Below are 12,045 nucleotides of genomic sequence, written 5' to 3' on the forward strand. Positions count from 1 at the left end.
TTTCCAGCGGCAGGGATGACAACTTCATCACCGACAGAGAGGCCATCGAGTACCTGCGCCTTGAGCGTGTCGGTCAAGCCTATTGTCACCAGGCGCTCCGTGAGTTCGCCGCTTGGCGTGCGAATCTGCACGCGGTAGCGACCATGTGCATCTGGCTCCGTCAGAGCTGACCATGCTACGAGCGGTACGTTCTCGGCCTGGCCGGAAACAACCTTAACCAAGGCGTTCATCTTTGGCCGAAGCCGCCCTTCCGGGTTCGATGTGGAAAAGAGGCCGTTGTAGTAGACTGCTGACGCCTGGGTTTCCGCACTGAGATCATCAGCAATCGACGGAGGCGCGGGCTCTATCTCTTCCAGTACGCCTGAAATAGGGACTCGAGTGTCCCCCAGGAGCGTGAAGCGGAGGTTCTGACCTGGCTTTACACGGGCAATGTCGATTTCCGAAATCTGCACCTTCACCCGCATGACGTCGAGTTGTGCAAGAACCACGATCCCCGGCACGGCCTGGCTTGAGTTCAACGTTTGACCTTCTTTAACCAGCACAGCAACAACGACGCCGTCCATGGGCGCGCTGAGCTTCGTATGGTCGAGGATTGCGCGGGCCTCCTCAACCGCGAGCGTCTTCTCCTCGATCCGCGCTTCACATTGCTCGACTTTCGCCTCCTGCGCAAAAAACGTCGCTTGCGCTTTCTCCAGGTCGGCGGCCGATGCTGCCTTGTTCCGGCTCAGTGTCTTCTTTCTCCGGAAATCCATCTCGGCCTCTTTCAGTCGTATTCCTGCTTCCTTGCGATCCGCGTTGGCACTGGCGAGGTTGGCTTGGGCAGTGAGTAGTTTGTGCTGCTCTTTCGTAGGGTCAATTTCGGCGATCAAGTCACCAGACTTAACCGTTTGACCGAGCTTTACATACAATGTCTTCAGTTGGCCCGATACCTGGGCACCAACTCTAACCGTACGGGCAGGCTCCAAAACGCCGTTCGCAAGAACGGTCTCCTCGACCGAACCGAGTATCACGCGCTGCGTGACGACAGGATCGCGCGTCTCGTGTTCGAAACCTTCGGTCGCGGATGCAATGGCAAACACCACCGCGGCGATCCCTAGGCACCAGACAAGCACCCTTCTTTTACCCTTCATCAACGCTCACCTCCGCTCTCTGAAGACATTGTTTTGCCCTGTCGTGCGGCGGAAACGGCATTGACTCTCATCGACCTGGACCGAGAATGGCTCCGGCAAGAGCTTTTTCTGCTGAGAAGTCGCAACCGACGCGGAAAGCATGATTGCGAACGCGGACACGCGGCGATGAAGATGATAGTGAAGCACCGGGCGAGCATTCATTGTCCCCTTCCGAGGCAGTTAGCAGCAGCAAGCCCAGCGCTAACGCGATGGGACCGAAGAGTAGGCTGACCGGAACAACGCACCTTCCGATGCAGTTGCGGATTTTGGACGTTTGCTTTGGTCGCATTCCGGAGACAGTTTCCTATCAAGCGACGCGCGCTTGGGCGCGCATACATCTGAGTGGTCATTGGCGCGAACGAGGTTCTCGCTGTGACTGACGCTTCCGAGGGCACCGCCGATATAAAGCGCGAGCTGAGGCGGCATGAGATCAGCAAGCCGTCACGTCCCTCCTTGACCCTATTGGATGCTCGAAAGGCCTCACTCGTGTAGACAGCCGGTGAGTGCCGTCTAGGTCAGCAAGGGATCACCTTCGATGCTCCCCTACGGGTTTTGGCCCAGATAGCGCGCTTCACGCTTGAAGATCATGCACTCAGGATATGACAGTGCATCCTTCGCATCGCGGGCGAATGAATAAGGCGACATTTCCATGATGAGGGCCGCGGCGGCATGGCCATCCGGCTCATGCCGATCATACTTCGTCGACGAAGGATAACGCCACAAGGCTTGCCTCGAGGCTACAGTGGACAGGGGTTCCACTCTGGTGGTGGCGCATCGGTTTATCCTTAGCTCCTTCGCCGGCACCACCCACACGGGCCAAGTTTTGAGGTCGAAGTGCGTTTCGACCTCGAGCCCCTTCGACTCGACGGCATCCGACCAGCCGTCGTCCGTTTTAATCGAACGGAGCTGCCTTCGGTCCGCTTCAAGCTTAATCAGTACGGCTTGGCGCGGTTGCCATTCGGCGATTCCCAGGTCGGATTTCCCGCCGGCCAGTGCAGAGCCGACGGTGGTCACATTAATAAAAAGTGCCGAGATCAGGATGTCGTTCATAACTGGCCTTTTAATCGATTGTTGCAATGACGCCCCTTCTGACACCCATAGCTGACAGGAGCCTGAAAGCCTCCGGACATTTGCGCCACGGGGGTTCAGCGTAGCGTCAGGTTCTGTCAATAAGGCAAGGATCTTGCCCTCGAACTGGAGCCGGCACACATGATACGAATACTACTCATTGAAGACGACGAGGACCTTGGCAGTGCTGTACGCGAACATACGATGGCTGATGGCCACGCGGTCGACTGGGCCAAGGACCTGTCCGAAGCGCGGGATAAAGCAAGTTTGGTCTCCTACGAGCTTGTCCTGCTCGACATTCACCTGCCAGATGGCAACGGCATCGATTACGTGCGGGAGATGAGGAAGCGGCTTGATTCGACACCGGTCATCATCGTGACAGCTCGCGATCAGGTCTCGGACAAAATCGAGGGGCTCAACGCAGGTGCCGACGACTATTTGGTCAAGACGTTCGATCTCGGCGAACTTTCCGCGCGCATTCATGCCGTGGGGCGTCGTCATGGGAAGCTCCCGGAGCCATATTGTGTCGGGACGCTGTCAATAAACTCGGCCGAGCGGCGCTGCGAGCGCGACGGGCGGGCGGTCTACCTGACTGCACGCGAATGGACAGTTTTCGACTGCCTTCTGCGCCGGCCCGCAACGGTAGTTTCGAAGGCGAAGATCGAGGACGTACTCTTTTCCTTGGGTTCGGAGATTGAGAGCAACACCGTGGAGGTTTATGTTAGCCGGCTCCGCAAGAAGATCGGCGGGGACCGAATAGCGACAGTGCGTTGCTTCGGGTACAGGTTCATGGTCACATGAAGAAGCCGCACAGCATGACGCGCAGGCTGATACTGAGGCTGGGGGGCGCAACGCTCCTGGTCTGGATTTTCGTCCCCACCATTGCTGCGCTCATGGTAAAGGACGTTATCTACGAAATCTGCGACGACTATCTGGAGCAAACTGCCGAGGTCGCGGCGTCGGCGTACGTCGATGTGGCGAAGAAGAAGTTTGAAGTATCTGAGCCGCCCAGCTTCGACGATTGGATTATTCAGTTCCAAGTTCGCACGCGTGACGGGAAGGTGCTCCTCGATTTGATCGAAAATCCGCCGAAGCCATTCCCATCTGCTCCCTTGCGTGAAGGCTTTTCGACAACCGCTACTGACCGCATCTATACGAAGAAAATAGCGCTCGACCTGTTTGCGCAGGCGGCCCAACCGCTCTCGGTCCGCCGTCACGAAGTCAATAAGGCCGCAGTTAAGGTCTTCGTTCCGATGATCGTCTTCCTGCCCTTTAGCGTAGCCGTGTGCTGGATGGTAATCCGGCGGTCGCTGGCGCCAATCGAAGTACTGAAACAGGAGATCGGGTTGCGCGACGGCGGCAATCTCACACTGATGGGGTCGAGCGGCCTCCCGGCAGAATTGGCCCCCATCGCGGCCTCCGTCGATCGGCTTGTCGAACGTCTACGGGCGGCCCTGGATGCCGAACGCGAGTTCGCCGCAAACTGTGCACATGAACTGCGCACGCCGATCGCAGGCTCGCTGGCTCAGCTGCAGAGGTTAGTGGCCGAAATTCCCCTGGGCTCGGCGAGAACGCGTGCGCGCGGCATCGAGAAATCGCTGTCGAGGCTTGGCCACCTTACCGAAAAACTGCTTCAACTCGCGCGGGCCGAATCGGGGATCGGCATCGCAGACCACGCGATCGATCTTGTCCGAGTGGTTCGGCTAGAAATTGATGACTTTGAGAAAAAACCGCGATTTGCCGGACGGCTAATCCTTGACGTCGACGGCTGCCCCACTTTGATGCGCAAAGTAGACGTCGATGCGTTTGCCATCATCCTTCGTAACCTGATTGAGAATGCGCTCACGCATGGAGTGCCCGATACTACGATAACAGTTTCCGTCGGAACTGATGGAACCATTGCCATTGCAAACTCGGGACCGGTGGTGCCCCCCAAGATCTTGAAGCGATAACAAAACGATTTAGGCGTGGTGCGACCTCAGCGGCGGGCTCAGGCCTTGGTCTAAACATCGCTAGTAAGGCGATCAAGGGGGATAGGTGGCAGTCTTGCACTTGCGTCGCCTGCCCGTGGTCGCGAGGATGGTTTTGAGGCGATTATTCGAATCCCTCGATGACCGCAGCGACCAGATTGGACGTAGGAAGCATTGCACGCTGCTGGCAGGCAACGAGAATGTCAAACAAGGGGTGGTGGTGACCATCCGCGGCGGGCGCGCGCCCCAGAGGAAGTCAGCTGTCGCGCGGCACACCACATCCAATCTATGCGCGGAACAAGCATACCGCGGCTCGCAGAAGCTTGAGGCGATTACGCCTGCACTCATGAGTCGTATTTCGTAAGCGGTCAGCCGATAACGTCAGGCCTAAAGTTCCAAGGCATGAGCATTTGGAAAGATCGATTTACCGCGGTTTTTGAACGGCAAGGCGGACAAACCGGCGCGGTTGGCCGAATCTGACTTTATGACAAGGTTTTCGCCCCTTGCCTGGGTAGATGGCTGATTGATTTCGGCGTTGCGTCGGCGGTTTTCGCCGCATTCGCCCGTTATGCGGACGCAGTTCGCCCCTCGTGCCACACGAAGCGGGTGAGATTGTAGGCAAGGTTGGCCATGCCGATCTTCGTCCTGGCGCGGGCGATGCCGATGGTGCGCACGAACAGGCCCCATCCTGGATTTCTGCTGCGCGAAGACGTGTTCGACGAATGCGCGGGTTCGATCTCCGCCCATTGGCCCGCGACGTCGCCTCGCTCATCTGCCGACCCTTCGGTTTCTTCTGGTGGATGTCAGAGACGTAGCCGTTCTTCTCCAGCCACTCCTCGTTCTTTTTCGAGCGATAGGCCGTGTCGGCCCAGACAGTCGAACCGGTGTTGGCGCGGTTGAGGACATTGCGAAGCTGCGCGCCGTCATAGGCCGCCGCGCTCGTGACGTTCCAGCCGCGGATGAAGCCATGCCGACGATCGATCGCGGCGTGGTTCTTGTAGCCGAATGCGGGAATGGCGATGTCGCGCTGCTGCACCTTTCCATCCTCGGCCATCTTGGCCTTCGAGAACTTCACCGTCCAACGCGCGTCCCGGTCCTTCTGGCGCAGCTTGGCGGGCTTGTCTTTCCACTCGTCCGGAACCTTGCCCGCCTTGATGTCAGTCTTCTCGGCGTCGGTGTTGCGCTGCTTGGGCGCCGCCACGATGGTGGCATCGACGATCTGCCCCCCCATCGCCAGGTAGCCGGCCTTGCCGAGGTGCTTGTCGAAACGGGCGAACAGGTTATCCACCGCGCCGGCATGTGTGAGATGCTCCCGGAACAGCCAGATCGTCTTGGCGTCCGGCACCCTGTCTCCGAGACCCAGCCCGAGGAAGCGCATGAAGGATAGTCGGTCCTGGATCTGGAACTCGGCCTGGTCGTCAGACAGGCCGTAGAGCGCCTGCAGAACCATGATCTTGAACATCATCACCGGATCGTAAGGCGGCCGACCACCCTTCGCGCCATCGGAACGCTTCAGCGCCTTGCCGAGCGGCTTGCGGAAAACCTCCCACGGCACTACCGAGTTTAGCTTTTCCAGCGGATCGCCGGCCTCGCTCAGCCGCACATATCGCTCGTCAATGTCCCAGAAACCAGCCTGTCCCCGCATCCACTGCCTCCGCGCAAATCAACGCGCCGAGTGAATCAAAATCCGGTTCAAAAGGCGAGGTATTTCGAACTGTCCATTTCGATTTCGGATGCCGGCCAGCCTTGAGCGATGCGGGTCAAGGTCTGCGAGAGCCAGTCGAGCGGATCGACGCTGTTCATTTTGCAGGTTTGCAAGCAAGGTGGCTACCGTCGCCCAGGTTCGTCCACCGCCGTGGCTGCCGGCGAATAGACTATTCTTTCGCGTGATCGTCATCTCGCAGACATTCTGCCCATGTCGGGCGCGAGGTTGTCGTTTGGTATCGATGGCATCCGTATTTCGAGCGGACCGTTCGATGCGAGTATACCGAGGAGCGGGCGAACGGCAGAGTCGCGCACATTGTCGTGCGCCATGGCGAAGTCATTGTCGTTCCCACATGGATGTTGGATCGCGACGTTTGTGAAGCGTTCACCTTGGGCAGCCCTCGGGTGACCGTGGATGCGCTGACTGACCTTCACAACCTCTTGATCCATCGGGGATTTCGTAATGGCCTTGCGAGCGGTTTGAACGCTAAGGAGGTTATCGATGAAGACATTGCCCCCGCCAAGCCGGCTGCCAGCACTACGGCAGTTGATCATGCCACTCGACTCCCGAGCCCTGGACGGGCTGACGAGAGCGCAACGCGCGGTCGCGGTCGCGAGCCTCGCCAAGCTGCTGATGGCGGCTGCAGGTGTCGCGGAGAAGGAGATGACCGATGACGGGCGGTAATCTTCTTCCCATGGCACTCCTGAAGCGCAAGGCCGTCGTCTACGTCAGACAGTCGACGGCCCAACAGGTTCATGCAAACCTTGAGAGTCAACGCCGGCAATATGATCTGGTCGACGTTGCGCGGCGTTGGGGGTTCCACAATGTCGAGGTGATCGACGAGGATCTGGGCCGCAGCGCGAGCGGCGCCGTCGAGCGCCCGGGTTTCGAGCGGCTCGTCGACGATCTGTGCACCGGTCATGTCGGCGCAGTATTGTGTCTTGAGGCCTCTCGGTTGTCGCGCAATGGTCCGGACTGGCACAGGCTGCTTGAGCTTTGCGGTCAGGTCGATGCGCGCGTGATCGATATCGATGGCATTTACGATCTATCATGTTGATACCCTTATTCGGTAGCAGGTGGGTTAAAGTCGAGGTGTTGCCGCACGCCGGATTTGAGCTCTTGTATTGCTGCGATTGTTGCTGCGGCATCTGGAAACAGAACGCGTTTGTGAGTGGCGTTTTGGTGGATACTGATCACGCCATTGCGGATTCGATGCCGGATCCAGGAGCGAGAAACGTCCGCTGCCATCACTAGTTCAGACACCTTTAGAAACTGAGGCCACGCACGATCACCGTCGCGCAAACTCTGGTGCCTTTCAGGCTACTGTCAGCTAACTCTGCCAGAAGGTCGTTGTTGGGCCAACCAGTCAGGAGATCTTATGAACTAGGAGACCTTAATCAACATCGTCCGACGGGCGCGATCGCCAAATGGCAAACGACGCCGGATCATCCGCAAACACGTTATGAAACAAGAGAAAGAGTACGATGACCCTCTCATCAAAAGATATCGCCCTGGGCTCCCCGAAGCGGCCGACGAAATTTCGGTCCGCCTGGCTGCGCACCCTACTTGCTGGCACTGCGGCTAGCCTGATGACGACCGTTCCGGCCCCGGCCGACACTTACCGAGGCGATCCGGCCGACGCTTCCCTGTTGATATGTCAAATTTGGGATCATGGGGAGTGCACGTATTGGTGGTACCAGCCGGTTGATCCGGCTGAGTAAGACCTATCGAGATTGCTGCGGGTCCTGATTTGACCCGCAGCAACCCGGTCGGGCCGCAGCTGAAGATCAATGCGCGGCGACGCTGCCGACGGGCGCGGGCCCGGCGCTAGCCACGCGGCCCGCGATCTTCTGTCGTGAATTTTTGCTCATGCCGCCGGCGAGCACCGGCATGCCCCAGTGACGGGGACTGATGGGGTTGTCTTGTCTTATGACTTTCCAAGCCGTTTGGTCCAGTAAGAGATGCCCGATCCGGGGTGGCTACTCCGGATCGGGCGGGAGGGGATGGATCGAAGTTGTCTAGGTCGTTGAGGACCGTCGATTAGTGTGATCACCCCTTTCTTTTCCATCAGGCCTGAACGGAAACCGGGGCTTTGGGCCCGGATGACAAGAATAGGATAGCGGAAAAGATGAGTTACACCCTACCACAAACCATCGGCATCGATATCTCAAAAGCAACACTCGATGCTCATGCCTATCCTGCAGGCAGCAACCAGCAGTTTGCCAATACTGCCAGTGGCCATAAAGCCTTAATTGCATGGCTGGGACAATGGTCAGTCGAGCGCGTGGCATATGAGGCGACTGGTGCTTACCACCGGGAACTCGAGCAAGCTCTGGCTGATCTGCCTTGCGTCAAGCCCGACTTGAACAGTTGGAGGTGAACGGATGGCGAACGCTGTGTAACCGGGGCAGATTACCGGGCAGTCAGGCTTGAGCGGCTTGCCTAACGAGATCCGGGAGCGGCGGAATCGACTCTTGTGTTGGTATGCCGAGGCGGTCGCCGAGATAGCGGAAGAATGAGACGTCGAGCTTGATGCAGGTCTTCATCAGGCCGAGCAGGACGTCGCGGGCGTTCTTGCCTGCCTCGCTGACGGTTCCGCCGGAGATCTTGCGCTTGGTGACGAAGGTGCGGATGTCGTTTTCCGAACCATTGGTGTGGAGCGGGATCTCGGGACGATCGAGAACGCGCAGGAGTTCATGCTTGCGGCGATGCAGCCTGGCAAGAAGCCGGTCGAGCATGACGTAGCCGGTTCGTCGTTTGAACAGGCGCTCGAAGCGGGCGCGCAGGGCCGCCGCGTGGCGCGGACAAGGAGCACGCTGGTAGCTCTTGAGGTCGCGATAGAACCACCAGATCAACTGGCGCATGATGTCGACGGCCTGACGTTGATCCGGGGTCACGGGTATCAATTTGTGGACGAGCCGCTCGGCGTGGACCCAGCACAGAGCATGGTCGCCGATGCGGAACTGGCCGGCATCATCGGACACGACCACGGTATCGCCAAGAAAGCCGTGGTGGCGGATCGCTCCCCACATCGCCCCTTCGGTGGCGATCCTGACTGGGTTGGGCTCAACCGCGAGCTGGTCGAGACCGAGTGCGGCCAGATGCGCCTGCCATGCGGCGCTGTCGGCAAATGCCTTGTGCGGCGCAGCCGCCAGCCGCGCGATCACCGGACCGGCGAGGTTGCGGCCGCGCATATAGGCCAGGGCCTCTTCATTGATGAAGTAATCGCTGTGCCCGGCACGCAGCGTCGCCAGGAACGCCTCCCGTGACTTCGATCGCCCGGTGCGGAACGCGGTGAAGCGGCGATCGCCGATCTGGGTGGTGTAGCCGTCCTGGTGGGCGTGGCGCGCCGACGTATCATCGACGGTGATCCAGGGCGCCGTAGCCAGCCCGGCGCGCAGCACGTCACGGTCCTCCGCCGCGAAGGCCTCCAGGCCCTCCGAAATCAGCCGCACCACCTGGCGCTTCGAAATGTCGACCCCGATCCCGGTCAACAACGCCGTCAACCGCTCCGTCGTCACCTGGCCTTGAATGTGACAGGCCAGAATGAAGCGGCGCAGGTTCGCGCCCCAGCCGCCGATGATCCCCGCCGGCAAGGGCGCCACCATCGTTTCGCCGGTCGGTGTCACCCAGCGCTCGCGGCGATAGCGCACCACCTCGGCCGACAACGCCAGATCGCGCACCAGGATCGTCTCATACCCCTTGAAGCGAGAGCCCGCAGGAGCGCTCACCGCAACCGTCACCTCGCGGCTCACGCGACCGCCGTCGCGCTTGGCGCCGCGCCGGCGGCGCTTGCCCTTGCCAGATGTCGGCTGCGTCGCCTTCTCCATGCCCGATGGCTTGGTCGGCTTGACCGGGGGACGCGGCGGCAGGTCCTTCAGCCGGGCGATCTCATCCTTCAGGGTCTGGTTCTCGGCGCGTAGCGCCTGGTTCTCGATCTCAAGGCTCTCGACCCGGCTTTGAAGACCGCGCACTTCGCCGATCAGCGCAGAAACCAGCCCGCGGAGTTCCGCGAGCGACAGGCCTTCAAGCGAATCAGTCGGTGGTAGCGTCACGCAAAGGGTGAATCACGAAAGCACGCGCCTGCAAACCCCCACCGCCCGGTAATCTGCCCCGGTTACCCGCACTCTCAGTTAAGCCATTGAATAGACATTCGGAACGGTTGTTCTGAGGCGCTTCCTGCGCGGGTTGGCATGACTCTTGAGGTTCTCATTGTGCGGCGGCACCTGCCGCGGACCGGCATCACGGATTCATCGTCCTATTTGAGCTCTAGAAAGGAGACAACAATGAGGGCGGATATGTCAGCTTACGGTTTGACCGAATTATCTCCAGAAGAAGCCTCTGCAATTTCGGGAGGGCTATTCTGGGGAGTAGTTTGGGCAGCTGTTACGGTCCTAGCGTTTGTAGCTGCCACGATAGCCGAAGGGGCAGTGCGTGATAGACACGGATAGAACAATTTAAATACGCTTCATACTGTATGTATCCGAAGGTCCTTTTTTCCTGAAACAGACAACTCCACCGCAGCGAGCACCTCTCGCAACGATCAGGAGATCTTTCGTCATCTATAGTTGTCGCGTTCCAAACAAGGTGATGTTCGGTCGTCGTGCCGCCTTACCTCAGTTAAGCTTAAACATGCGGAACGGTTGTTCTGAGGCGCTTCGCGCGAGTGGCATGACTCTTGAGGTTCTCGTTTTGCGGCGGCACACGCCGCCGACCGGCATCATGGATTTATCGTTTTATTTGAGCTGTAGGAAAGGAGACAACAATGAAGGCGGATATGTCAGCTTATGGTGTGACCGAGATAACCCGTGAAGAAGCATCTGCAACCTCCGGAGGGTGGTTTTTTTGGCTAGTTTTGGGCGCTGTTGCTGCCGGACTCTCGGGGCAATAATCACTGCGAGTATTTTTCTTGCAGACGCCATGAGGCATCATAAGTAATTAGGCGATAACTAGCCAATGCGTGAACGATATCTTACTTCCGCCTGAAATAGCCTGCTACACCGCAGAGAGCATCCTCGCCCGGCGATCAGGGCGAGCTTTGGTCATCTACAAGGTGGTTGTGCTCTCTGTGGTTGCGGCATTGGTGTCGCTGCCACTCATCACCATATCCGTGTCTGTCCAAAGTGCCGGTATCATTCGCCCCACCGTCGAGAAGACGCCCCTGGTCGCGCCCGTCTCCGGACGCATCTCCCGCATCCTCGCCGTTGAGAACGATCTGGTTGCCGAGCGGCAGGAGGTCCTCGCCCTGGATGATGAGGTGGTTGAGGAAAAGCTCAGGGCGCTTACAGGCGATATTCGCGTAAAGAGCGATCTTGCCCGTGACCTCGAAACCCTAATCTCCTCCGGCACGCAAGCCAAGGACCCGATCCACCTCTTGACCGAGTCCGCTACGGCCGAGCGGGCGCATTTCCTCAACCTGCTGCGGGAGAACCGATATGCCCGCCGTAATGCCGCCGAGGAACTCGACCGCACTAAGCGACTGTTCTCCGCTGCTGCAGCGCCCGAAACGGCAGTTGAGGAAAGGGCTTTCGCCCTCCAGACAATTGAGGTTCAGGGTGATATTCTCGCCCGGCGCAAATCCGCCGAATGGAACCAGCAGCTCTTAGACGTTAAGCTGCGCCTCAGCGAACTCACGGCCACCTTGCATGAGCTCGAGAACGAACGGGATCTGACCCGCATTCGAGCCCCCGTATCAGGCTCTCTCGAGCAATTCTCAGGCCTCACCCCCGGCAGCTACGTCCAGGCCGGGCAAACCGTGGCTTGGGTCTCGCCGGACGCCGAACTGGTGGCGGAAATCTACGTTTCCCCCAGCGACATCGGCTTTGTGCGACCGGGCCAGTCGGTTCGTCTGCAAGTGGATGCCTTCAACTACAATCAATGGGGTGTCATTGACGCGACAGTGCTCGACGTCGCGCAGGACTTCACTCTCCATGACCGGAGCCCGGTCTTCAAGGTCCGCTGCGCGCTCCTTCGTAGCCGTCTCGCGCTCGAGAACGGGGTCATCGGTCACCTGAAGAAAGGCATGACCGTGACGGCCCGCTTCCTCCTGGGGGAGCGAACTCTCCTGCAACTCCTCTACAATGAGGCCGACGGTTGGCTAAATCCGCTCCTGGCGGGCCACTGATCCTCATTT

Annotated in this window: 7 protein-coding genes and 4 pseudogenes; 6 read left to right on the forward strand and 5 right to left on the reverse strand. The window is 59.1% G+C overall.

Going from position 1 to position 12,045, the window contains the following annotated elements; translation table 11 throughout:
• Nucleotides 1–71 precede the first annotated feature (71 nt).
• A pseudogene (locus HB778_RS42350) lies at nt 72–1,130 on the reverse strand (efflux RND transporter periplasmic adaptor subunit); the annotation flags it as partial.
• Nucleotides 1,131–1,712: 582 nt separating this feature from the next.
• Entirely contained in the window at nt 1,713–2,219 is a 507-nt protein-coding gene (locus tag HB778_RS37910; protein ID WP_183455449.1) for a PepSY domain-containing protein, read from the reverse strand.
• 162 nt (nt 2,220–2,381) lie between these two features.
• On the opposite strand from HB778_RS37910, the gene HB778_RS37915 reads away from it, so the two are divergent.
• The gene (locus HB778_RS37915) at nt 2,382–3,038 is read left to right on the forward strand and encodes a response regulator transcription factor (RefSeq protein WP_183455462.1); all 657 of its coding nucleotides are present in this window, start codon (nt 2,382–2,384) and stop codon (nt 3,036–3,038) included.
• The gene (locus HB778_RS37920; RefSeq protein ID WP_183465727.1) at nt 3,035–4,189 is read left to right on the forward strand and encodes a sensor histidine kinase; all 1,155 of its coding nucleotides are present in this window, start codon (nt 3,035–3,037) and stop codon (nt 4,187–4,189) included. Before HB778_RS37915 ends, HB778_RS37920 begins: the two co-directional genes overlap by 4 nt.
• Before the next feature lie 584 nt (nt 4,190–4,773).
• Here HB778_RS37920 and HB778_RS37925 read toward each other — a convergent pair.
• Nucleotides 4,774–5,852, reverse strand: a pseudogene (locus tag HB778_RS37925) (IS5 family transposase).
• Between the two features lie 47 nt (nt 5,853–5,899).
• A pseudogene (locus tag HB778_RS37930) lies at nt 5,900–6,101 on the reverse strand (transposase domain-containing protein); the annotation flags it as partial.
• A gap of 312 nt (nt 6,102–6,413) precedes the next feature.
• Here HB778_RS37930 and HB778_RS37935 point away from each other — a divergent pair.
• The 3 genes and pseudogenes from HB778_RS37935 (at nt 6,414) to HB778_RS37945 (ending at nt 8,292) form a co-directional block, all read left to right on the forward strand.
• Nucleotides 6,414–6,596, forward strand: a complete 183-nt coding sequence (locus HB778_RS37935; RefSeq protein ID WP_183455447.1) for a hypothetical protein — start codon at nt 6,414–6,416, stop codon at nt 6,594–6,596.
• Nucleotides 6,583–6,957, forward strand: a pseudogene (locus HB778_RS37940) (recombinase family protein); the annotation flags it as partial. The gene HB778_RS37935 and the pseudogene HB778_RS37940, both read left to right, overlap by 14 nt.
• A gap of 1,083 nt (nt 6,958–8,040) precedes the next feature.
• The gene (locus HB778_RS37945) at nt 8,041–8,292 is read left to right on the forward strand and encodes a hypothetical protein (protein WP_183455446.1); all 252 of its coding nucleotides are present in this window, start codon (nt 8,041–8,043) and stop codon (nt 8,290–8,292) included.
• Nucleotides 8,293–8,335: 43 nt separating this feature from the next.
• On the opposite strand, the gene HB778_RS37950 is transcribed toward HB778_RS37945, so the two are convergent.
• Nucleotides 8,336–9,967 (reverse strand): IS66 family transposase, encoded by a 1,632-nt coding sequence (locus tag HB778_RS37950; RefSeq protein WP_183463841.1) that lies wholly within the window; start codon nt 9,965–9,967, stop codon nt 8,336–8,338.
• A gap of 983 nt (nt 9,968–10,950) precedes the next feature.
• Here HB778_RS37950 and HB778_RS37955 point away from each other — a divergent pair.
• Entirely contained in the window at nt 10,951–12,036 is a 1,086-nt protein-coding gene (locus tag HB778_RS37955) for an HlyD family secretion protein (protein WP_183465728.1), read from the forward strand.
• The last annotated feature ends 9 nt before the right edge of the window (nt 12,037–12,045 follow it).

Source organism: Mesorhizobium huakuii (assembly GCF_014189455.1).
GTDB classification, from domain to species: Bacteria; Pseudomonadota; Alphaproteobacteria; order Rhizobiales; family Rhizobiaceae; genus Mesorhizobium; species Mesorhizobium huakuii_A.

Bases quoted from the DNA above. Each gene is read 5' to 3' on its own strand.
- HB778_RS37910 (WP_183455449.1), bottom strand. From the start codon at position 2,219: ATGAACGACATCCTGATCTCGGCACTTTTTATTAATGTGACCACCGTC.
- HB778_RS37920 (WP_183465727.1), top strand. From the start codon at position 3,035: ATGAAGAAGCCGCACAGCATGACGCGCAGGCTGATACTGAGGCTGGGG.
- HB778_RS37935 (WP_183455447.1), top strand. From the start codon at position 6,414: ATGAAGACATTGCCCCCGCCAAGCCGGCTGCCAGCACTACGGCAGTTG.
- HB778_RS37945 (WP_183455446.1), top strand. From the start codon at position 8,041: ATGAGTTACACCCTACCACAAACCATCGGCATCGATATCTCAAAAGCA.